This window comes from Bacillus sp. lyk4-R2A-2, assembly GCF_030209735.1.
Classification (GTDB): Bacteria; Bacillota; Bacilli; order Bacillales; family Bacillaceae; genus Bacillus; species Bacillus pumilus.
This window is the reverse complement of the sequence record NZ_JARVRK010000008.1, coordinates 76,084-96,028: the sequence shown is the minus strand read 5'-3', so window position 1 is coordinate 96,028 and position 19,945 is coordinate 76,084. Positions and strand designations below refer to the sequence as shown.

Below are 19,945 nucleotides of genomic sequence, written 5' to 3'. Positions count from 1 at the left end.
TGTTTGGAGGGAATCGATATGCGTAATAAAGCAAAAGGCTTTCCAAATCAAGTGAATCACAAATTTGAAGGCGAGCCAGGCGCCACAGATGCTTATGCGTCTAAAAGGCCGAATGGTGAGACGAATACACGTCCACAGGAACGAATGAGGGCATCAGGGAAACGCTAATTTTTCCAAAGGGAGTGCTTGAGATATGAGTTCAAATGGGAAATCGTATATGGAAGACTTTGTTCAATTAAGGACAACCGCTTACCCTCAACCATGGGCGAATGCAAAGCATTCTGCCTCTCAGGTCAACGGAGAAACGCAGCAAACGCAGCACGACATCGTACTTCAGAACAACGTCCGTAAACAACGTTCGAAGTAAAGAAAAGGACTGATCTCTCGGATCAGTCCTTTTTCGTAAGCATTGAAATTGGCAGTGCATCTTCCTTATTTGGGGCTGATACTCTGTATCCCCACGCAAATACACCATTTAAATATTCCACGTAAAACTCTTCGTCTGTATCTTTGATTTGATAAGTCATTTTGGTTTGAATCAAGGCTGGATCTACTAAGTAGGCTTTTGCCATATCGATTTTCCGTTCTAAGACGGCATATTCATTCACAATACCAAGCTGTTCAGCCTTACGTGCTTTTTCAGAAAGAGAGGCTATCTCCTGCTTCAATTCGTATTCCGTCATCTCACTATAACGTTTGTCCATCTGTCATTCCCCTTTGTCTAAAACGTGATCAATTGTGTCGAGATCAAAGCCTTTTCTGAATAAAAATTGCTTCACCTTCATCTTCTTTTCAAATGACCCGTCGTATCCTACCTTGCGTTTTGCCTTCTCCAGCATATAGAGGAGGGCTTCTTCTTCCTTTTCCTCTTCTTGTCCATCATAGGCTTCTTGAAGGGCTTTATCAATGATCCCAAACGAAAATCCTTTTCGTTGCAGCTGCAGCTTGATGCGCTGCTCGATCTCTTTTGTGGAACGATTTTTTTCTTTTCTCACAAGCTTCTGAACCTGCTTCACAGCTTCCTCCAGCTGTAAGTCATCAGGATATTGCGATAGTGCTTGTTCAATGTTGTCATCATCTATCCCTTTGAGCTTTAGCTCTTTTTTCAGGACGGACGGCCCTTTGCTGTTCGTTTTACGGTGGGTGCTGACATAGGCTTCCGCAAATTCAAGATCATTTACATACTTGTATTGCTTTAATTTGTGTATAATTTCACTAATAGCAGGTGCCGGGATTTCTTTTTTCGTCAAATAATCGGTTACTTCTTTCACCGATCTCATTCGGTAGGATAAATAATCGACGGCCTGCTGAAATCCTTTTTTCACAGCATCACCGAATTGAATGTCGATGATATCGGCTTCGTCCAGCTCTTTTCCCTTTTTCAAATCGTGCTGGACGAGCACATCTAGATCCACGCTAAAGGCGTATTTTTCATCAAGAAAGATGTTTACCCGCTCTGTATTGTTTTTCTGAGCAGAGATTTTTGTAATATAGGGCATCCTGTGATCACTCCTTTTTTAAAACAGTCAGGATGTTTCTTCTGATTCAAAATCGTGAAAGATATAGGTATGTATATGAGAGGAGAGATGTCAATTGAATATCGCCATCACCGGAGGAACCGGTTTTATCGGCCAGCACGTCACGAAAGTGCTCGCTACTGAAGGACATCATCTATATATTTTAACAAGAAATCCAAAGGAATCCGAACAAAATCATTTACACTATGTGCAGTGGCTGACAGAAGGTGCTGCGCCTGAGCATGAATTGCCTGCGATTGATGTCTGGATTAACCTTGCTGGAAAATCCATTTTCACCCGCTGGACAGACAAGGCAAAAGAAGGCATCCTCTCTAGCCGTATTCAATCCACACAAGAAGTAAGGCGCATTATAGAAGCGCAGGAATCGAAACCATCTGTGCTCATTCAAGCAAGTGCTGTCGGAATTTATGGCACGTCTCAAACAGGAGATTTTACAGAGGAATCACCTCCTGCGGATACTGATTTCTTAAGTCATACATCAAAGCGTTGGGAAGCTGAGGGGCAAAAGATTGAAGCACTCGGCATTCGTACCGTCTACACACGCTTTGGCGTCGTGTTAGGAGAAAAAGGTACCTTGCCACTGATGACACTGCCATATAAACTATTTGCTGGCGGAACGATTGGCTCCGGCTCGCAATGGGTTTCATGGGTTCATGTCGAAGATGTAGCACATCTCATTGCTTATGCAATACACAATGACTACATCTCAGGTCCACTCAATGTCACATCACCGAATCCTGTTCAAATGAAGCAGCTTGGACAAACGATAGCGTCTGCCCTTCACCGCCCTCACTGGCTGAAGGTCCCATCCTTTGTCATTCGAACGGCACTTGGCGAAATGTCATTACTTGTTTTAGAAGGTCAGCGTGCGCTGCCGAAGAAGGCATTGCTTTCTTCCTATGACTTTTTGCATCCTGAATTAAAAGAAGCGATTTTGCATTCAAAGGAATAATTTTTGTAAAAAACACCCATCCTATTAGAAATGAGATGAGGGGGCGATTTTGATGAAGAAAAAAGAACACCAGCCAACTTCAAAGCTGAAGAAAACCCAGGAAGTCCTGTATCAGCAGGAATTCAAAAAAGCGGAAAGAGCAGCAGAAAAAAGAAACAAATAAGATGGATATTCCACTCCAACAAGCACATAACTAAAGTGATCTTGTAAAGGAGGGAAAGGCTTTGAAAAAAGACCAACACCAAAAAGCCAACCACGAGCTTGCAGCACAAGAGTCGGATGGCGAATATGTTGAATTTTCCAAAGAACTTGCAGATCCGAATGACGTAAAAGCAATGGCACGTATGAAAGCAGCCGATCAGCGCGCCAAAAAACAATAAGTAAAAAAAGCAGACCCTTTTGCGGTCTGCTTTTCTTCTTTTATTGAATTTCAGTAAGAAGACTTGATGCTTTCTGACGTGATTTTTCCTCAGGCACCTCTTCTGGATAACCAATATGAAGGATGGCAGCAAACCGCTCGTTTTCCTTTAGGCCCATGTCCTGTTGAAAGCCTTTGTCGTATAAGATGCGGCCGCTCTTCCAGACCATACCGATTCCTTGATCCCAAGCAAGCAGCTGGAAGTTTTGAATGAGCGCGCTCACAGCGGCAAAATCATCATTTCTTACCACTGGGTTCTCGTCTTCCTTTAACACCACAAGTAAAAGGGCTGGGACTTTTGAAAAGTAATCTCTATATTGATTGATCTTTTCTTCCTTTGCATCTGGATTGTTGCGCTTGAAGAACGCAATGAAGCGATCAATAAATGTCGCTTTCGCTTCCTCCGTCACCGCATATAGAAAGCGCCAAGGCTCCGTAATTTTATGATTCGGTGCATAGACCGCATCCTCTAATAACGGCTGAAGCTGCTCAATGGTCACCGGCGTTTCTTTAAATTTTCGAATAGATCGTCTATATCTGACAGCGTCTCGTACCGTTAACGCTTCTGTTTGTTGTTTGATTTCTGGCATATGTGTCATCCTTTCAATCAATCTTAATTGAAATTGATTCTCATTCACATTATAAACATCATTGCGAGCAGTTGCAAATGATGTTTCCCATCCCTTCTGCTAAAAAGTTGTTTGAGTTTTTCAAGTAATGTTACAATCATATTACGTTTTAAACAAATTTTGATAAAAAACCCAAGATGATGAAATAGGTTTAGTTATTCCCATTTTGTCTAATGCGGTTATTTTGTCAAAAGGCTTTCAAACCATGATTGGAAGGGAGGCTTCTGGATGGAATGAAAATCAATATCGGGCAAATCATTAAGCTCTACCGGTATAAACAAAATATGACCCAATCTGAATTGGCAGAAGGAATTTGTTCTGTCTCTCATTTAAGTAAAATCGAAAATGGCTCAAAGGAGGCCAATCAAGATACGATCAATTTACTGCTTGAACGACTTGGCATCAGTCAAGAAACGCTGTCACAAAAGGCGCGTCACCTGCTGTCACTCTTAGATGAGTTTCAAATGAATATGTATTTCTATGCACTCGATCAAGCTGAACAAAATGCAGAAATGATCATTCAGCACGAAGAACAGTTCTTTTCGCTAGATTTAGGCATTCAGTATCATTTGTCCCTATTTCAATTTTATTTATTATCGGACAAGCAGCCACTTGCCTTAAAAACACACCGCGTGCTTAAAAAGTTTGAAAAAACCTTTATTGAAACGGAAAAAGAAATATTTGAATATCTAGATGGCATTCATCTCATTACAAATGGTCAGCTTGAAGAAGGGATAAAGAAACTTGAGAGCTGCTTTTCTTACGCGTCTGTTGAACAAAGTGACCTGTATTATCACTATGCAAAAGCACTTGGAAACATGGGACTTCTTGGCGATGCGCTTGAAGCAACCCATCAAGCCATGGATTTATATAGACAAAAGAACAATTTCAAGCGGATCATTCACTGCACACTCATTCATGGCGTGATCTCACTGGAACTAAAAGCCTTTCAAACGGCGAAGAAATATTTAAAAGAAGTGATTTTGCACACGTCCCTTTATCCTGATGCCTATATTAAAATGACCGCTTATTTTTATTACGGGGTGCTCTTAAAACGGGAAGGCGATTTTTCTTCAGCTGTGCCTTATTTACTAGATTCACTCAATTACTTTAATCAAGAACAGATAGAAGACCGTTATTGTGAAACTCTGTATGAAATCGCGACCTTATATGCTGAATACGACCGCAAAAAAGCCCTTCCCTACATACATGAGCTGTTAAAACAGCCTCGTATTCAGCCAAACTGTTTATATATGATCAAAATCTATAAATTGATGATTGAGGAAAACCCTCTTGATTTGAAAACCTATCTGATCGAAGCAGCTCTTCCTTACTTTAAACAAAATGAGCTGCACAGTGAGTACTTGTTTGCTCTTAGAACCTTGCTTTCCTATGCGGGTTCTGAGCTTGACGAACGTACCTATATGTCCTACACGAGAACGCTGCTTCATCACCTTGCATCATATGTCCCCTATTACAAAAAAGCATGACCTTCTGCCGATCGAAGGTCATGCTTTTCCTATTCATTAAATGGTCTTCTGTTGATCTGTATCAGGACGGGTGACTTGTTTGACTGAATGAACATACCGTTTTCTCGCAAAGTAATCGTACGCATGCTGACCAAAGCCTAACCAAATGCTGAGCACGATGAATGGGATCGTTCCCCATAATGCAGGGATATTGCAAGCAATTTTCAGCCATGTATAGATCCCTGAGTTTTTTTGGTTTTTGGCTAAGGAAATTGACACGATTCGCTTTTCTGCCTTTTCTTCACTTATTTTGTTCAGTTTGAGCAACTGCGAGTGTCTAAAGGATTCAAAATGAATACGGTTCTTCCAATCGAGAGCTTTCAACAAGTCCATCGCTTTTGCACATGAAGGACTTTGCCCGTCATAAAACACAAGCAGCCTAAGTGATTTGATGGAACGCTGTTCTCTTTTTTTCGATTCAGCGAGCTTCTTTCTTTCTTGATCGAGATAAATGATTTTTTTCATAGATTGATCGCCAGCCCTTTTCCGTCATTTGTTTTTTAGTTCGTTCAAAGGAGATTACAACTAGATTACTATAGTTGCTGGGCCTCTTGTATTGGGAAAAAGCAAACCAACGTGCGTTATATGAGCCTTTAGATAAGGGCAAAATTAAGGTTTTCATGGCACATATGAGGTTTTTCAACTAAAAATGGTTGGGAAAATCGTGATGCGTTGCGGTTTTCTGCGGTTTTTTGTAGAATTCTGCGGTTTTTCTACATCTTTATGCGGTGTTTTGTAGGTGAGACGCAAAAACAAGATAAAAAAAGACTACTTCCCGTTGCGGCGAAGTAGTCTTTTGGTTTATATTTTTTCCAAAACTTCTACTATTTCTTTCTCAATATCTTTCCATAAGTAACGATCTGTCGTATAGTGATGTGCGGCTTCTTTCGCAAATACTTGAAAAGCTTCCTCAAAATCAGGTGCATCCTTGTCGGGTTTTTTCTCATCAACAAATCGCTGTGCTTCTGTTGAGCGTGGTCCCCATTTACCTACTTCATTCCCGTCCTGATCAATGATCACGATAATTGGAATCGATCTTGCGGTCCCGTTCGTTAAATACTGATCCATCAGGTCTAGATGCTCGTCCCGAATAAAATAGCGCGCATCAATGAGTGCTTCACTTGCAATACGCATGAAAATTGGTACATTGACCATCGCATCTCCGCACCAATCCGCTGTGATGACAAGCGCTCTGAGCTTTTTCTTTTGCAGCTTTTGAAGCAGCTCTTTTTCTTTTTGATGAATTGCGTACTGGTTGTACACCGTGAGTAGATTTTCTCGGTTTTTCTCCATGTTGTGTACATATGTACGTTCAGTTAATCCCTTTTTAAACCATTCATTTAATGTCATATTTACATCCCCCTTACTCTTCAACTTTACCACTTTTGCTATTCTTTTGTCTAAAAAAACCTTCACCTAGTGAAAGGTAAAGGCTTTTGATCTATGGACGCCGGTTGCGATTTGGGTCCATCCCTATCAGCTTGGTGACAAGCACCATTGTGACAGGTAATGATGTATTCTTTTTATACGCTAAGTATTTTCCGCGCCATTCAGGTTTATATTTCTGTTTAAACGACCGTAATCCGCTGAAGCTGTACATAAATCTGACGTTGTTGAAAATAACACTCGCCAAACGCTCCGTGAGGAAGGACTGATGAAATGTTCCTACATTCGATAAAGGCGCCATTCCCATGTTAAAGGATTTGTAGCCTTTTTCTTTCGCCCATTGAAAAAGGTGGATAAACAGCGCATCCATCATCCCGTTCGGTGCATCATGCATATGACGCATTAGGTCGATGGAAATCTCCCCTTCTTGATACATCGGCATTAGTGATACAAAAGAAATGATTTCCCCTTGCTCATCCTTCAGAATCGCAATCGGTGCTTTTTGAAGATAATCTTCTTGAAAATAGCCGAGCGAAAACCCTTTTTCATTTTTCTTTCCGAGCCAGCTGTCAGAAATCTGTTTTAAGGTTGAGATGAGCTCATCTGAAAAAGGCGGTTCCAGCATTTCAAACGTATAGCCTTCTCGTTCAAACTTATTGGCCACAGCCCGTAAATTTGATTTTTTCTTACCGGAAAGAGAGAACGTTTCTAAATCGACCATGGCTTCTTCTCCAAGCTTAAAGAAGTGAAAGCCTAAGTCATGGTAGAGCGCCATCCCTTCCCGTTCTACTTGATAAAAAGCAACGCGATAGCCTGCTTTTTCTGTCTGCTGTAGAAACTCTTCAAGTACAAGTGGATAGGATGCTTTACGTCCGGATGGATCTCCAAGCACAATGACGCAGCGGCCAATGCGCCCAAATTGAAGCATCGCCTCTCCATCACTTGAGAAAAATAGTTTTTTGTCGCCTAAAAAGCCAAGATGACTGAGGGCATTTCCGCCCTTTTCTTCTAAAAACGTTTTTAATTTTTCCTCATCTGCTTTTTCTCCAATCGGAAATGCTCTTTTATTAAAAATCAATCTGCTAATGAAGAAAAAAAGCGGTACACCGATGAGAGCAATCATGCTTGTCATTGTGATATGCCGTTCATTATGCACGAGGTAATCCCTACTCAAGAAATGTCCAATTTTTGTCCAAATAAAGTTGCCGATGACATTATAGTTAAACAGCACGAGTAAATATCCAGCGGCAGCCGCCACAAACTGATACAAGGAATAAGGGGCCTGCTGCTTCACAAATTGATTTCGAAGAGAGAAAAATACAGCCATGATGACTGGCAGTATAAAGATGAGACTCAGGTTAAATCCTTTTAACAAAGTAAACACAAAGCCGCCTGCTAGGGCGATCATCGTCAGCACGTACGATCTTTTTGTTCGTTTATACACTTCAATGGACAAAATCATCAGGATGATGCCGAACATTAAAGAAAGACCATTAAATCCTGATAATAGAAAGCGTGGAATGCTTGTAATCACGCCTAATCGATCGACAGGAAGCACAACAGACGCCATAATGAGCAAGCCGCTTCCAAAGGTTAAAATCGATAAAGATCCGTACAATAAACGGATTAATAAAGCACGGTGCAACACAATTAAGACGTTCGTTGTTTCTATGGCAGGTGCCATTCTCGGATTGCCTTCAAGACGTCTAAGTGTCGTTCCCGTTAAATCGTAAGCAGCTAGACAAAGCCCAAGGATAAACGGGAAGATCGAGTACACGAAGCGGTACAAAACGAGCGCCGTCAGCACCATCTCTTTATCAAACCCAATGTACTGCATGCTCAGTAAAAAGATGAGGTCAAATGAACCAAATCCGCCCGGAACCATACTGATTAAACCGCCGATTGACGCAATCGCAAATACGCCTAATACAATCCGGACATCGACATTCATCCCCATAGAGACGACAGCCATGTACATGACGAGACCAGCTGCCAGCCATTCTAAAAACGATGCTCCGATATAAGCGTAAATCGGATGCTTCAGTCCGCTTTCACCGCTCTCAATCGAGCTTTTTCGTACGGACGCCATAATGATGTAAATGGGCACAATACAAGCAAAGATGATCACAAAGGCCCATAGCCACGGCTCTTGGCTAATAATACTTTCAACAGGAAGCACCCTCACCAAGATCAGATCACTGAAAATAGATAAGCCCAAAAGAACCGAGGAAGTCAAAAGGGCAATGCCTTTCAGCAGTTTTTTCGTATCGGTTATGTACTCCTTATATAGAAGTGTTCTAAGCCCTGCTCCTGATAGACCGCCGAACCCAAGGACACTGTTAAAGGAGTTCGCAATCCAGGAAATGCGAATCGTTTTCCAGCCGCTGATGGGCATATTCAGGCTTTTTCGTAAAATAAAATCATATAAGGACATCGATAACACTGCGACAAGTCCAAGAAAAACAAGAATAAACAAGTCCATTCGATTCAAGCTGTCAATGATATAAAACGTTTTTTTAATGGAAAGGCCGCTCAGTTCCTTTTTGGCGACGAAAATTAAGACAAGGATAATCACGATCGGAAAAAGCATTTTTAAGATCGTCATACCCGTTTTTTTGTTCCACATGATTTTCCCAACTTTCTAAGTTGCTTCATTTATTTCGACTGACCATTATTATACAACAAATACCACTTGATTCATGCAGTTTAACATTCAAAAGCTTGTCGAACCTTTCAATTAGAAGTAAAAATCAGTAATATAGAGAAAAGAGCCGCTTAAAGGAAGTGAACGAGCGTGGAATATAATATTCATGACACCACCGTATTAAAAGAAGAGATTCTATCTCCAGAGGAAAAAAAGACATGGGTGCTCTATATGAAAGTACTCACAGCTGCAGGTCTTGGAGATGTGTCAGAATGGATGAAGCTTGATATGAGTATGCCTCAAATGAAGGTACTCATGCTACTCAATAACCATGGCTCTCTCAAGGTATCCGAAATCGCTGAAAAAATGGGCGCTTCTTTGTCCAATATGACAGGCCTGCTTGACCGGTTAGAACAGTCTCATTTTGTTGAACGAAAACACTCTGAGCGTGACCGTAGAATCATTGTCGTCGAACTAACAGAGGAAGCGAAAAATATTTTTAGAAGCATTTATCAAAAAGGACACGAAAAAATCAAAAACTCCCTGCAACGGCTCAATGACGAGGAAAAAGAAAAAGTCAACGAAGGGCTGGCTATTTTAGAAAAAGCACTGCGTCCTGAACGCGGCTAAACATGAAAAGGAAAAAAGACGGTCACTTGAGATCCGTCTTTTTTAGTTCTTCTACTTGTCGATCTGGGGTGAAGAGATTTTTACGAATGACTTCCCTGTCGTCCCATAAAAGATAACCTAAACCGATGATGAGAAAAAAGATACTGATCCACGTACCGCCAGGCAGTATCTGTTCAAGTTCCTCAATCGTTCTTTCTGAGCCTAAGCTATTACTATAGCGTATCTCAAAAAGAACATATTTTGCTATATAAAACAATGCCGCCATACAAATAAACATGGCGCCGACAATTCTTCTACCAGACATGTGTTTACTCCTTTAATTCCATTGATTTCTTTTGATTAATTCCGTGATATGGGCAAGATGATGCTTTGAGTGCCAGACGTACATTCCTGTTGCATCATATAAGGACACCGTTTGTTGATCGGCTGGGTGATAATAGGACGCAGTGAAGTCTTCCTCTGACATCCCTCGAAGTAATGTAACCCACCTGCGATGCAGACTGCTGATTAAGAGCAGTGATAGGCTGATGGGCGCTTTGCTATCTGGAAGCTCGGCGAATCCCGCCTGATCATATGGACGGATGTGCGGTATTTCTTCTGTGAGCGCAAGCTTGAATCGTAAGTATGCATTCAGATGGCTGTCTGCTACGTGATGAATGAGCTGACGGACGGTCCATCCTCCAGGCCGATAGGGTGTATCCAGCTGAGCATCTGTCAATTGATTGGTGACTGTTTCATATTCTTGTGGAATCGCACCCAACTGATCAATCCATGACTCTAGCTGTTCCTTTGTTTTATTTTCCACCGGTTCATATAAGCCAATCGGATATTGTAATGACGTCATACACTCTCCCCTTTCTCAAATCCTTCTAGTACAAATTTGCCAATCATCTTTCCTTGTTCAAGGGTTTGATGTGCCTGCTTCAAGTTAGCAGCATTGATCGGACTGAGAACCTTTGTTAACGTATGCGTTAATCTCCCCTGTTCAAATAACTCAGCCGCCTCTGTTAAAAGCTCATGCTGTTTGATCATGTCCGCTGTTTTGTACATAGGGCGTGTGAACATGAACTCCCATACAAATGCAGCACTTTTATTTTTGAGTAATTGAATGTCTAGGTTGTGCTGATTCTCGACAATGGTACAGATCGTGCCTTGCGGTTTGATGGCTTCTGCCATGCCTTTGAAGTGTCCATCTGTATCATTTAGGCATAAAATGAAATCCACTTCGCCTATTCCTTTTTCGTGGAGCTGCGCGAGAAGCGGCTCATGATGATCAATGATATGATCAGCACCTAATGATAGACACCACTCTTTTGTTTCAGGTCTTGATGCGGTGGCGATTACAGTGGCATTTGCTAATTTGGCTAGTTGGATGGCAATAGAACCTACTCCGCCTGCACCGCCGATGATGAGCAGTGTTGCCCCTTCTGCATTTCGCTTCATATGCATCCGGTCAAATAACGCTTCATATGCCGTAATCGTCGTCAGAGGCATCGCGGCTGCTTCTGCAAAGGAGAGATTGGCAGGCTTTTTTGCCACAATCCGTTCATCCACAAGCTGATACTCACTATTTGAGCCTTGACGCGTGATATCTCCCGCATAGTACAAGTGATCACCAGGCTGAAATAATGTACACGCTTCGCCAACTTCAACAACCGTACCGCTTGCATCGTAGCCAAGAATTTTCAGTTTTTCTTCCTTCTGATCCTTCGGTGATCTCACCTTCGTATCAACTGGATTCACTGACACAGCCTCTACCTTCACCAGTATATCCCTGCCCGTTGCTTTAGGCTTTTCTACTTCCTGATCCATCAAGCTTTGCTCATGCTCAATCGGTAAGTACTCCAATAGTCCAACAGCTTTCACTCGCTCGCACTCCCTTTCACCATGCTTCTTTTCCACATTTTATCATAATTTTCTGATGTTTATGGATAGATCAAACGAGTGATTGCACATTTAGGACCCTTTCAAAGCCTTTCGCTCCCTCGCTATATAAGAAGGACGAGCTCTTTGCCATGAAGGAACATAGGAGAACCAGCTTTTGGATTTAAAAAATAGCTGAACGTAATAAAACTGGATGTGCTGAAGGAAAAAGATCATTAATAGAAAAATAGCTAGTGACAGAGTTAGGCTATCAGCTGCCCCTTGCATCCATTTAGTGATAAAGAAAATAACAAAACCGATCATTATCATTTGTTCCAGCCTTTGCATGATCTGGGTCAAGACATGTCCTCGTTTCGATAGATCACCAGACTGGTGCTTCCTGATCTTTCTCGATTTATAAAACCATATGGTACATTCTACTAAGTTATGAGTCATAAAAAGAGCGATGAGGGCGATCAATAAAGGTGATGGGGTATAAAGGACTTGAGCAACGAACGGAAACACTAAAAAATAGCATGCAATACATGCGTGTCTCACTGATAAGAGAAATAGTTCTTTTTCTATGTATGGTTTCATCTGTTTCACCTCCATATGTACTACGTCTTATCTGCCAAAAAGTTCCCTTTGCCTATCAAAAAAGGATGCCCCAAAGGCATCCTTCCTGAATCACATTTAAAATGCAGCGCTTAGTACGACAGGTCCTTGCGGCAGTTTGTTATCCTTTTTTGGTTCAAGGGTGACTGCCACGGTATCCCATGATTCGCTCGCTTCTTTTTCTGATAATGCATAGGTGACGGTTCCTTCTCCTTTGTTATCTGTTTTAAAGGCACCAGCTGGTACCGGCTGATCTCCTTTAATGAGCCACACTTGATAAACAGCAGATGAATCAAGCTGATCCTTTAATCCGTCTGCACTCACCACCAGCTCTTTTTTGCCGTTATGCTCAATCACTGAAAAAGCACCCGTTGTTTTTGGTGATGCGGCTGATGCCAGTGATTTTGTCGCTACAACCCTGACAGGTTCTTCCGCCTGTTCTTTTCCATTCGATAAGAAATACACGTTTCCAGCTGCTGAAATAAGAAGCAGTGCGGCAACAAGTGGCAATAGCCATTGGTTACGTTTCTTTTGCAGTGGTTTCATCTCGTTTGGTTCATGTGCTGCCTTGAGCTCTTTCCTATGGCTATTCTTTTCTTCGACCGTCTCTTCTTCAAACACCTGGGATAAAATACGGTCTTTCATCCCTGCCGGAGGTGTTTGGTCATCTGCTAGAAATGGAATGTCAGACATGAGCGATGTCAATTCTTCAAGCTCTTCCTTGCAAGCTGAGCAGTTCTTGAGGTGCTCTTCAAATTGTGCTTTTTCTTCTCCTTGTACATGCCCGTTGAAATAATCAATCACTTGATGTTTACACTGAGTCATGCCTCTTCCTCCTTTCCTCCGCGAGACAGTCTCGTCCGTAAGTGCTTCAATGACAATCGAACTCTTCCCTTCACCGTTCCAATGGGGATGCCTAGTTTTTCAGCAATGCTTTTTTGTGTCATTCCTTTAAAATAGACATCTTCTATGATAGTTTGCTGTTCTTTTGACAATGTAGATACTGCTTCACGTATGATTTGTTTTTCCTCGTTCCATTCAACTTCCTTTGATACATCTTCTTGATGATCGGCTAAATATTCAATATGCTCATCTTCTAGTGCCGTTTCGTTCCGGTGCTTTCTTAGGAGATCGATGGCTGTGTTGCGTGACATCATGAATAACCACGAGGAGAATTTGCCTTTATCCGTATGGTATTCTCCTATACCGCGCCAGAGCTTGATAAAGACTTCTTGCAGCACTTCCTCCGCAAGCTCACGACTTCCAGTCATTTTATAAATAAACGAATATAACACACGTTCATAGCGATCATACAGCACTTCAAGTGAAGGCTTGTGACGATCAAATTTGATCTTGTGATACAGCTCAGAATCTTTCAGTGTATCCATGGTCATCTCCTTCCTTTTTCATGAGAAAGAGCATGCTGCATTCATCATGAAATCCTTCACGTATTGCTTATCACTCGATTTGCTGAAATAAGCCTACTTTGTACTTTACTCTTTTTTAAAGGAGAAAAAAAGAGCGCCGAAAAAGGAAGTGTGCTCCTCATGAGAATGTACTTACTGTACGAAAAGCAAGGCCATTTGGATCACTTCTATCTGAAAAGTCAAGAATCCATGTGTTTCCATTCTCTGTTCAGTTGATTTTAGCAAACTCTCATGTCCCTCACAATGTCAACATGTCATAATAGAAGGTAACGAAATGAATTGGAGTGTCCTTACATGATGTTGACGATCGTTCTTTTTTTATTAGCAGGAATAGCAGAAATTGGCGGTGGCTATCTTGTGTGGCTTTGGCTGCGCGAAGCCAGACCTGTCAGCTATGGAATCGCCGGCAGCCTCATCCTCGTCGCTTATGGGGTCATCCCTACCTTCCAGCAGTTCCCGACTTTCGGACGAGTTTATGCGGCCTACGGCGGTGTGTTTGTGGTTCTTGCTGTGTTTTGGGGCTGGTGGGTCGATCGAAAAACGCCTGATTTGTACGATTGGGTAGGCGCTCTTATTTGTTTAATAGGTGTGAGTATGATGCTCTTTGCCCTAGAAACTAGGGAAAAAGATTGCAATACATGTCATGAGAAAAAAGCCGGCGCTCTTTTGCCGGCTTTCACATTTCTTCTAATGGACTTTTTATGCCCCGAATTGTGTTTCATAAAGGCGCTTATATAAGCCATTTTGCGTTAGTAATGTTTTGTGATTTCCTTGCTCTGCAATGCCACCTTTTGTCACAACAACAATTCGATCTGCATGTTGAATAGTTGCAAGGCGATGCGCAATGACTAGCGTCGTTCTACCTTCTGAAAGCTCTTCTAGTGATCGTTGGATCGAAGCCTCTGTTTCAGTATCTAGTGATGAGGTCGCTTCATCCAGTATTAAAATAGGTGGATTTTTCAGGAAAATACGTGCAATTGATACACGCTGCTTTTGTCCACCTGACAGCTTGACGCCTCTTTCACCAATCATTGTCTCAAGACCTTCGGGCAGGGATTCGACGAGTTCTTTTAGCTCTGCTTTTGACACTGCCTGCCATATTTCATCCTCAGTTGCATCAAGCTTTCCATAAAGAATGTTCTCTCGAATGCTCCCATTAAATAAATAGACGTCTTGTTGGACTATTCCAATTTGTTGACGCAGTGAAGACAGCTTCATCTGTCTACTATCAATGCCGTCTATCGTAATGGTTCCAGATTGCCATTCATAAAACCTTGGTAATAAACTGCATAGCGTGGATTTACCAGCACCGGAAGGACCTACAATGGCAACCGTTTCCCCTTGTTTGATCTCCAGATTAATATGCTCAAGGATCAAACTGTCCTTCTCATAACCGAAGCTGACATCATGAAATGTAATTTCACCTTTTAGCCCATCGACATGAATCGCATCAGGGACGTCCTTTTCGTCTGGGGCTTGATCTAAGAGCTTAACAAATCGCTTAAAGCTTGCGACTCCCTTTGGATACGTCTCAATGACTGAATTAATTTGTTGAATAGGTCCTAAAAAGATTCCAGACAGCAGGACGAATGAAATGAATTCGCCATAGGTCATATTTTTTTGCATCACAAACCATGTCCCGCATACAAGTCCAAAGATGGTGACGCCCTTCATAAGCAGGTGACTAATTGAAGCGTGTAATGCCATCATTTTGTATGTGGTTAATTTCGTTTGTTTAAACTGTTCATTGTGTTCAATAAAGCGATCCACCTCGTGCGTTTCATTCCCAAATGCCTTCACTACTCGAATTCCGCTCACATTATTCTCAACCCTTGCATGGAATTGACCAATACTTGAAAACATGTGATCAAAGGCAATCGACATTTTCTTCGTAAAATAAACCGATAGCCCTATTAAGAATGGGACAATGAGAAACGTGAGGACGGCAAGCTGCCAATTAATTGATAGCATCAAGGCAAATGCACCTGTAAGAGTCATCATTGCAATAAATAAATCTTCAGGACCGTGGTGAGCGATTTCACCAATATCCATTAAATCGTTTGTCATGCGTGAAACAAGCTTTCCTGTTTTCTTTTGATCAAAGAATCGAAAAGACATTTTTTGTACGTGGGTGAATAGCTGACTTCTCATATCTGTTTCAATATTGATACCTAGCTTATGTCCGAAATATGTCACCACATAATTCATTGCTGAGCTGACGACATAGACTGCCAGTAAAATTCCACTCCAGATGAGAATCATTTCCCAGTTTCTGTTTGGGAGAAGGTCATCTACAACCATACTGATCGCGAGTGGAAATGATAATTCAAGTAGTGCCGCTATGACGGCACAGGAAAAATCTAATATAAACAGCCCCATATATGGCTTGTAATAGGAGAAAAATCGTTTTAACAAAAAGCAGCCCCCTTACTTCTGAGATAATTCTGTCAATATCTCAACGTATTTTTCTGCTTGATTGGCGATAGCTATTGGATCAAATGGCCAGAAATACGTAATATCCAAGTCATGTACTTGATTCTTTTTCACCGCTTTTAAGCTTTTCCATATTGAATTGTTCTTATCGAACGTACCTCCGTTGGCTTCATCAACAAATATATAATCACCTGCATATTTTGGTAGCACTTCATATGAAATATGTTCAAATCCTGACTTTCCATTTAAAACAGTGTCTGCAACATCTTTTGGCGGCTGAAGCTGCAATTGTTCATAAAGTGCTTGTCCACCTCGATAGATACCATTCCCATACACATAGACATCATTTTTAAATGCACCCAAGATTGACACTGTTTCGCCTTCTTTGATGACTGTTTTCACTTTCTTTCTAGCAGCTTCTATACGTTGATCAAATTTTTTCAAAAACGCTTTTCCTTCTTCTTCTTTATTCAAGATGCTGGCTAATGTAGTGATCTCTTCTTGTGAATTTTTAAATACACCGAACGGATAAACAATCGTTGGGGCAATCTTTCTGTAGACGTCAAGTACCTTTTCATCGTCTACAGCTGAAATGATGAGGTCTGGTTTTAAGCTTGCCACCTTTTCGGCGGAGCGTTCATCACTAATGTCTGCCACACCATCCACTTTGCCTTTGAGATGTATGTTTTTTAAATCTTGTGTTGTGGCACCAACCGGTTTTACCCCTAGTGCAACAGCACTACCCAAATAGCCATCTACGAGAATACGCTTTGGATTTGCTGGAATCTCGACCTTGCCTTTCACTGTGTCAACCGTTCTTGTTTTTTCTTCGGCTTTTTTACTTTCTTCCTTTTGACCGCAGGCTGCTAGTGCGAATAACAACACTAAAGCTATTAAACTAAGAAATATGCCTTGTTTTTTCATAACTTCTTTTCTCCTCCATATCATGATGAATCACTGAGAATAATTATCATTTATTTGTCTCTCGTATTCTATCAACCGCTTGTCTATCGGTCTATGGATAATCGTCATAACTTGTTTATGGACAATTGTTAGAAACTCTTATTCTTTTATTAAAAATTGAGAGAATCGTTTCATGATTTCTATCGCCCGTTCCCCTTCACCAAATCTAAATTCTTCTAGTTTTAACAGGTAGAATGTATTATTTTGCACTGCGGGTAAATTACGCAGGACATCACTTTCCTTCATACGTTTGTCCATATGTCTGTACCATCCATTTCGAACAGCCACAATAAAAAACATATGATCTGCTGCATAATCTGCTAAACGCTCAAGCGGAATCACAACATGTTTATCCGGTTTCAGCACCTCCTCTTGAATGGCTTCAGGGGGCTTCAACCCCAACGTTTTATATAGGTTGATTGCTCCTCTCGCATGAAAAGACCACATATACACCTTGTCATGTCCCCTTACTTCATATAAAGCAACTGTTTCCTTTTTTTTAGAAAATGGCGTCAAGCGAGCTCTTTCCTTCTGTGCTTGCTTCTCATAACGCTCCACCCATTGCTTTGCTTCTTCGCTCCTTCCGATGAGGCTACCTAAACAAAGTACCTCCTCTACAGGACTCAGACGACTATATGGAAAAACAAGCACAGGAGCGATTTTCTCCATGCGTTTCATCCATTCTATGTTTGTATAGAAATAATCAGGCATTAAAATGAGGTCTAAGTTCATGTCCTTCAAAACGTCGTCAGGTGTATGCTCATGAATGACGATAACATCACTGAGTTGACCTTGAAGCACATCTGAATAAAGAGCAATATCTTCTTCCATGCAAATTGGTTTCACTCCAAGCGCAAGCAAAGAGCCTACAAACTGAAAAGCGGCAATTCGTTTTGGTTGGCGGCTCAGTCGATACTGACTAGGCGATCTGCCCGTTTTTTGACGAAATTTTCTGCTGAAATAGAGGCTATCAGTATAGCCTACTCTTTGTGCAATCGCCTGAACCTGTTCATCGGTTTTGAACAATAGCTTTTTTGCTTCATCCATTCGAATTTGTGCAATATAATCTGTGACACTCATTCCAACGCTTTTCTTAAAAAAAGTAGAGAAATAGCTTTCATTAAAGCCCATTTTATGTGCTAAGTCCTTACGGGTCAGTTCTTGTTGGTAATGCTCTGCAATGTATTGAAGAATCATTTGAATTGAATAATGATCAGCATCAGTTGTTTTTTCATTTTGTTGCTGGAATATTTGCAGTACTAGCTTTAGTAGCTTCACTTGGCTACTTTCTGAATAAGAGGGGTCACTTAAACGTTTAATATGATGAAATAATACCGGTGAGCCCATCACCACTTGCCCGTTATCAGGCAGGGTATCATAATTGATTTTATAAATTAATTCATCATCAGCATCATTTGTGAGCATGTAATGTTCAAATGAAACAGCAAAAATTGTGACTTGCTGATTAGATAAAGAACGGATGACAACGGGGATGTGAGATCGTATAAACAGGCTATCCCCACCGTCAAGCTCGTACTCCATTCCTTCTAGCTGAATGACAACGGTACCATCAGCTGTTAAAACGCTTGGAGATTTTGTCTGCCATCTGTTCGTTTGTTTTGCTTTCAGACACATCTGAATTTTCTTTTTCATATGTAGCATCGTTTCCATTTGTGCGTTCATCTTCAGATACCTCCTTTCAGCGATAAAAAAGGTGATGCCGTTGCGGCACCACCCTTCTTGTTTTGTTTTTTTAGCGATTCGCACCGGCTGCTAGCAATTCTTTGTTTTTTTCCTTAAAACGTTCATTATGAGAAGATACATACGCCACTTTCTCCGCATCTGGTTCGATATATAATTTCGCACTATTTAGTGCGTTCACACCATCTACAAACGTTCCTGCAATCAAGCGGACCTTGCTTTTATGTGTACATAAATCACCTACTGCATACACACCTGGTAAATTGGTCTCCATCTGCTCATTCACTTCAATGAGTCCCCATTCACCTTGCTTTAATCCCCATTCTGCAAGAACACTTAAATCGCCTTTCATGCCGTGGTTGACAATAACTGCGTCTGTTTCAATACGTTCTTTTTCACCTGTTTCTAAATGCTGAACAGTGACAGCTTCGATTTCTTTTCCGTTACCATGTAGGTCAGTTAATTCATGTGGGGTTAAAATACGTGCACTTGATGCTTTCATATTCGCCACGTTTTTTTCATGTCCACCAAACATATCTCTGCGGTGTATAACAGTGACACTTTTCGCAATTGGCACAAGGGCATTTGCCCAATCCACCGCAGAATCGCCGCCCCCAGAGATGACGACTTTTTTTCCCGCGAAGGTTTTGAGCTCCTGAACCGTATAATAAAGGTTTGTTACTTCATAGCGATCTGCATTTTCAACCTCCAGCTTTCTTTGAACTGGAATACCGTGCCCCATTGCCAAAATCAAGGTTTTGGTTAAATGGCGATCACCATTTTCGGACGTAATCAATATATTTCCATCTTCTAAGCGATGAAAGTCTGTTATTTTTTGATTTAATGCAATGACAGGTTCAAATGTTTTAGCTTGCTGTTCAAGCTGTTTAATTAATTGCTCTCCTCTTGTTGGCACTAATCCACCTACATCCCAAATGACTTTCTCTGGATACAGTAGGATTTTCCCACCAAGGCTTTCGTTATACTCCAGTACCTTTGTCTTTAAATCCCGCATCCCACTATAAAAGGCGGTGTACATTCCTGCTGGACCGCCGCCAATAATGGTGACGTCAAACAATTCAAGCTGCTCTGTCATTTGAGTCCCTCCAGTTTTTCATCGATTGATCTATTTATAAGTGATATTGATTCTCATTATCATATGTACCTATTGTAGTCTACTCTGGTGAAGGGAATCAATAGCTTTCTGCAAAAAAAGA

At 41.3% G+C, this 19,945-nt stretch carries 22 protein-coding genes and 1 pseudogene; 8 read left to right on the top strand and 15 right to left on the bottom strand.

The genetic code is table 11. The annotated features are described in order from the left end of the window. Positions 1 to 18: 18 nt before the first annotated feature. Both QRN39_RS16480 and QRN39_RS16475 read left to right on the top strand, forming a co-directional pair. Positions 19 to 168 carry a small, acid-soluble spore protein K gene (locus tag QRN39_RS16480; protein ID WP_003217849.1) on the top strand — a complete coding sequence of 50 codons (150 nt, stop codon included), beginning with the start codon at positions 19 to 21 and terminating at the stop codon, positions 166 to 168. A 25-nt stretch (positions 169 to 193) separates the two neighbouring features. Beyond that, the gene (locus QRN39_RS16475; RefSeq protein ID WP_003217811.1) at positions 194 to 367 is read left to right on the top strand and encodes a YpzG family protein; all 174 of its coding nucleotides are present in this window, start codon (positions 194 to 196) and stop codon (positions 365 to 367) included. A 22-nt stretch (positions 368 to 389) separates the two neighbouring features. Here the strand turns inward: QRN39_RS16475 and QRN39_RS16470 are convergent, their stop codons facing one another. Next, positions 390 to 704 carry a YfhH family protein gene (locus tag QRN39_RS16470; RefSeq protein WP_050944744.1) on the bottom strand — a complete coding sequence of 105 codons (315 nt, stop codon included), beginning with the start codon at positions 702 to 704 and terminating at the stop codon, positions 390 to 392. Between the two features lie 3 nt (positions 705 to 707). Then, positions 708 to 1,499 carry a recombination regulator RecX gene (recX, locus tag QRN39_RS16465; RefSeq protein ID WP_284907686.1) on the bottom strand — a complete coding sequence of 264 codons (792 nt, stop codon included), beginning with the start codon at positions 1,497 to 1,499 and terminating at the stop codon, positions 708 to 710. Between the two features lie 94 nt (positions 1,500 to 1,593). Between recX and QRN39_RS16460 the strand changes: the two genes are divergently transcribed. From QRN39_RS16460 to QRN39_RS16450, 3 genes are all read left to right on the top strand, one after another. Continuing rightward, entirely contained in the window at positions 1,594 to 2,490 is an 897-nt protein-coding gene (locus tag QRN39_RS16460; protein WP_284907685.1) for a TIGR01777 family oxidoreductase, read from the top strand. A 52-nt stretch (positions 2,491 to 2,542) separates the two neighbouring features. Further along, on the top strand, positions 2,543 to 2,653 hold the full coding sequence (locus tag QRN39_RS16455) for a YfhE family protein (RefSeq protein WP_017358836.1): 111 nt from the start codon (positions 2,543 to 2,545) through the stop codon (positions 2,651 to 2,653). A 61-nt stretch (positions 2,654 to 2,714) separates the two neighbouring features. Continuing rightward, positions 2,715 to 2,870, top strand: a complete 156-nt coding sequence (locus QRN39_RS16450; protein WP_003217852.1) for a YfhD family protein — start codon at positions 2,715 to 2,717, stop codon at positions 2,868 to 2,870. A 40-nt stretch (positions 2,871 to 2,910) separates the two neighbouring features. Here the strand turns inward: QRN39_RS16450 and QRN39_RS16445 are convergent, their stop codons facing one another. After that, the gene (locus tag QRN39_RS16445; RefSeq protein ID WP_003217860.1) at positions 2,911 to 3,498 is read right to left on the bottom strand and encodes a nitroreductase family protein; all 588 of its coding nucleotides are present in this window, start codon (positions 3,496 to 3,498) and stop codon (positions 2,911 to 2,913) included. Positions 3,499 to 3,770: 272 nt separating this feature from the next. On the opposite strand from QRN39_RS16445, the gene QRN39_RS16440 reads away from it, so the two are divergent. Next, entirely contained in the window at positions 3,771 to 5,027 is a 1,257-nt protein-coding gene (locus QRN39_RS16440) for a transcriptional regulator (protein WP_050944748.1), read from the top strand. 36 nt (positions 5,028 to 5,063) lie between these two features. Here QRN39_RS16440 and QRN39_RS16435 read toward each other — a convergent pair whose 3' ends face one another. The 3 genes from QRN39_RS16435 to mprF form a co-directional block, all read right to left on the bottom strand. Beyond that, a complete protein-coding gene (locus tag QRN39_RS16435) occupies positions 5,064 to 5,531 on the bottom strand; it encodes a thiol-disulfide oxidoreductase DCC family protein (RefSeq protein ID WP_050944749.1) in 468 nt (155 codons plus the stop codon). Positions 5,532 to 5,867: 336 nt separating this feature from the next. Continuing rightward, positions 5,868 to 6,416 (bottom strand): thioredoxin family protein, encoded by a 549-nt coding sequence (locus tag QRN39_RS16430; RefSeq protein WP_003217810.1) that lies wholly within the window; start codon positions 6,414 to 6,416, stop codon positions 5,868 to 5,870. Between the two features lie 91 nt (positions 6,417 to 6,507). Further along, positions 6,508 to 9,078, bottom strand: a complete 2,571-nt coding sequence (mprF, locus tag QRN39_RS16425) for a bifunctional lysylphosphatidylglycerol flippase/synthetase MprF (RefSeq protein ID WP_050944751.1) — start codon at positions 9,076 to 9,078, stop codon at positions 6,508 to 6,510. Positions 9,079 to 9,246: 168 nt separating this feature from the next. On the opposite strand from mprF, the gene QRN39_RS16420 reads away from it, so the two are divergent. After that, a complete protein-coding gene (locus tag QRN39_RS16420) occupies positions 9,247 to 9,726 on the top strand; it encodes a MarR family transcriptional regulator (RefSeq protein WP_003217817.1) in 480 nt (159 codons plus the stop codon). A 22-nt stretch (positions 9,727 to 9,748) separates the two neighbouring features. Here QRN39_RS16420 and QRN39_RS16415 read toward each other — a convergent pair whose 3' ends face one another. From QRN39_RS16415 to QRN39_RS16395, 5 genes are all read right to left on the bottom strand, one after another. Then, a complete protein-coding gene (locus QRN39_RS16415) occupies positions 9,749 to 10,030 on the bottom strand; it encodes a hypothetical protein (RefSeq protein WP_106030241.1) in 282 nt (93 codons plus the stop codon). Between the two features lie 12 nt (positions 10,031 to 10,042). Continuing rightward, positions 10,043 to 10,570, bottom strand: coding sequence for a YfiT family bacillithiol transferase (locus QRN39_RS16410; RefSeq protein ID WP_284907682.1), 528 nt, complete (start codon positions 10,568 to 10,570; stop codon positions 10,043 to 10,045). After that, positions 10,567 to 11,592, bottom strand: a complete 1,026-nt coding sequence (locus QRN39_RS16405) for a zinc-binding alcohol dehydrogenase family protein (protein ID WP_284907681.1) — start codon at positions 11,590 to 11,592, stop codon at positions 10,567 to 10,569. Before QRN39_RS16405 ends, QRN39_RS16410 begins: the two co-directional genes overlap by 4 nt. Positions 11,593 to 12,282: 690 nt before the next feature. Further along, positions 12,283 to 13,029 carry an anti-sigma factor gene (locus QRN39_RS16400; protein WP_212046489.1) on the bottom strand — a complete coding sequence of 249 codons (747 nt, stop codon included), beginning with the start codon at positions 13,027 to 13,029 and terminating at the stop codon, positions 12,283 to 12,285. Continuing rightward, positions 13,026 to 13,592, bottom strand: a complete 567-nt coding sequence (locus QRN39_RS16395) for an RNA polymerase sigma factor (protein WP_050944756.1) — start codon at positions 13,590 to 13,592, stop codon at positions 13,026 to 13,028. Before QRN39_RS16395 ends, QRN39_RS16400 begins: the two co-directional genes overlap by 4 nt. Before the next feature lie 333 nt (positions 13,593 to 13,925). Between QRN39_RS16395 and QRN39_RS16390 the strand changes: the two are divergent. After that, positions 13,926 to 14,240: pseudogene (locus tag QRN39_RS16390) on the top strand (YnfA family protein); the annotation flags it as partial. A 90-nt stretch (positions 14,241 to 14,330) separates the two neighbouring features. On the opposite strand, the gene QRN39_RS16385 reads toward QRN39_RS16390, so the two are convergent. The 4 genes from QRN39_RS16385 to QRN39_RS16370 form a co-directional block, all read right to left on the bottom strand. Further along, the gene (locus tag QRN39_RS16385; RefSeq protein ID WP_050944758.1) at positions 14,331 to 16,046 is read right to left on the bottom strand and encodes an ABC transporter ATP-binding protein; all 1,716 of its coding nucleotides are present in this window, start codon (positions 16,044 to 16,046) and stop codon (positions 14,331 to 14,333) included. A 12-nt stretch (positions 16,047 to 16,058) separates the two neighbouring features. Next, entirely contained in the window at positions 16,059 to 16,988 is a 930-nt protein-coding gene (locus tag QRN39_RS16380; RefSeq protein ID WP_137055506.1) for an ABC transporter substrate-binding protein, read from the bottom strand. Between the two features lie 138 nt (positions 16,989 to 17,126). Further along, the gene (locus QRN39_RS16375) at positions 17,127 to 18,710 is read right to left on the bottom strand and encodes a helix-turn-helix domain-containing protein (protein WP_284907680.1); all 1,584 of its coding nucleotides are present in this window, start codon (positions 18,708 to 18,710) and stop codon (positions 17,127 to 17,129) included. A 70-nt stretch (positions 18,711 to 18,780) separates the two neighbouring features. Then, complete coding sequence (locus QRN39_RS16370; protein WP_050944761.1) at positions 18,781 to 19,824, bottom strand: NAD(P)/FAD-dependent oxidoreductase; 1,044 nt, start codon at positions 19,822 to 19,824, stop codon at positions 18,781 to 18,783. Positions 19,825 to 19,945 lie beyond the last annotated feature (121 nt).

Bases quoted from the DNA above. Each gene is read 5' to 3' on its own strand.
- QRN39_RS16480 (WP_003217849.1), top strand. From the start codon at position 19: ATGCGTAATAAAGCAAAAGGCTTTCCAAATCAAGTGAATCACAAATTT.
- QRN39_RS16475 (WP_003217811.1), top strand. From the start codon at position 194: ATGAGTTCAAATGGGAAATCGTATATGGAAGACTTTGTTCAATTAAGG.
- QRN39_RS16470 (WP_050944744.1), bottom strand. From the start codon at position 704: ATGGACAAACGTTATAGTGAGATGACGGAATACGAATTGAAGCAGGAG.
- recX (WP_284907686.1), bottom strand. From the start codon at position 1,499: ATGCCCTATATTACAAAAATCTCTGCTCAGAAAAACAATACAGAGCGG.
- QRN39_RS16455 (WP_017358836.1), top strand. From the start codon at position 2,543: ATGAAGAAAAAAGAACACCAGCCAACTTCAAAGCTGAAGAAAACCCAG.
- QRN39_RS16445 (WP_003217860.1), bottom strand. From the start codon at position 3,498: ATGCCAGAAATCAAACAACAAACAGAAGCGTTAACGGTACGAGACGCT.
- QRN39_RS16440 (WP_050944748.1), top strand. From the start codon at position 3,771: ATGAAAATCAATATCGGGCAAATCATTAAGCTCTACCGGTATAAACAA.
- QRN39_RS16435 (WP_050944749.1), bottom strand. From the start codon at position 5,531: ATGAAAAAAATCATTTATCTCGATCAAGAAAGAAAGAAGCTCGCTGAA.
- QRN39_RS16430 (WP_003217810.1), bottom strand. From the start codon at position 6,416: ATGACATTAAATGAATGGTTTAAAAAGGGATTAACTGAACGTACATAT.
- mprF (WP_050944751.1), bottom strand. From the start codon at position 9,078: ATGTGGAACAAAAAAACGGGTATGACGATCTTAAAAATGCTTTTTCCG.
- QRN39_RS16415 (WP_106030241.1), bottom strand. From the start codon at position 10,030: ATGTCTGGTAGAAGAATTGTCGGCGCCATGTTTATTTGTATGGCGGCA.
- QRN39_RS16410 (WP_284907682.1), bottom strand. From the start codon at position 10,570: ATGACGTCATTACAATATCCGATTGGCTTATATGAACCGGTGGAAAAT.
- QRN39_RS16400 (WP_212046489.1), bottom strand. From the start codon at position 13,029: ATGACTCAGTGTAAACATCAAGTGATTGATTATTTCAACGGGCATGTA.
- QRN39_RS16395 (WP_050944756.1), bottom strand. From the start codon at position 13,592: ATGGATACACTGAAAGATTCTGAGCTGTATCACAAGATCAAATTTGAT.
- QRN39_RS16380 (WP_137055506.1), bottom strand. From the start codon at position 16,988: ATGAAAAAACAAGGCATATTTCTTAGTTTAATAGCTTTAGTGTTGTTA.
- QRN39_RS16375 (WP_284907680.1), bottom strand. From the start codon at position 18,710: ATGAACGCACAAATGGAAACGATGCTACATATGAAAAAGAAAATTCAG.
- QRN39_RS16370 (WP_050944761.1), bottom strand. From the start codon at position 19,824: ATGACAGAGCAGCTTGAATTGTTTGACGTCACCATTATTGGCGGCGGT.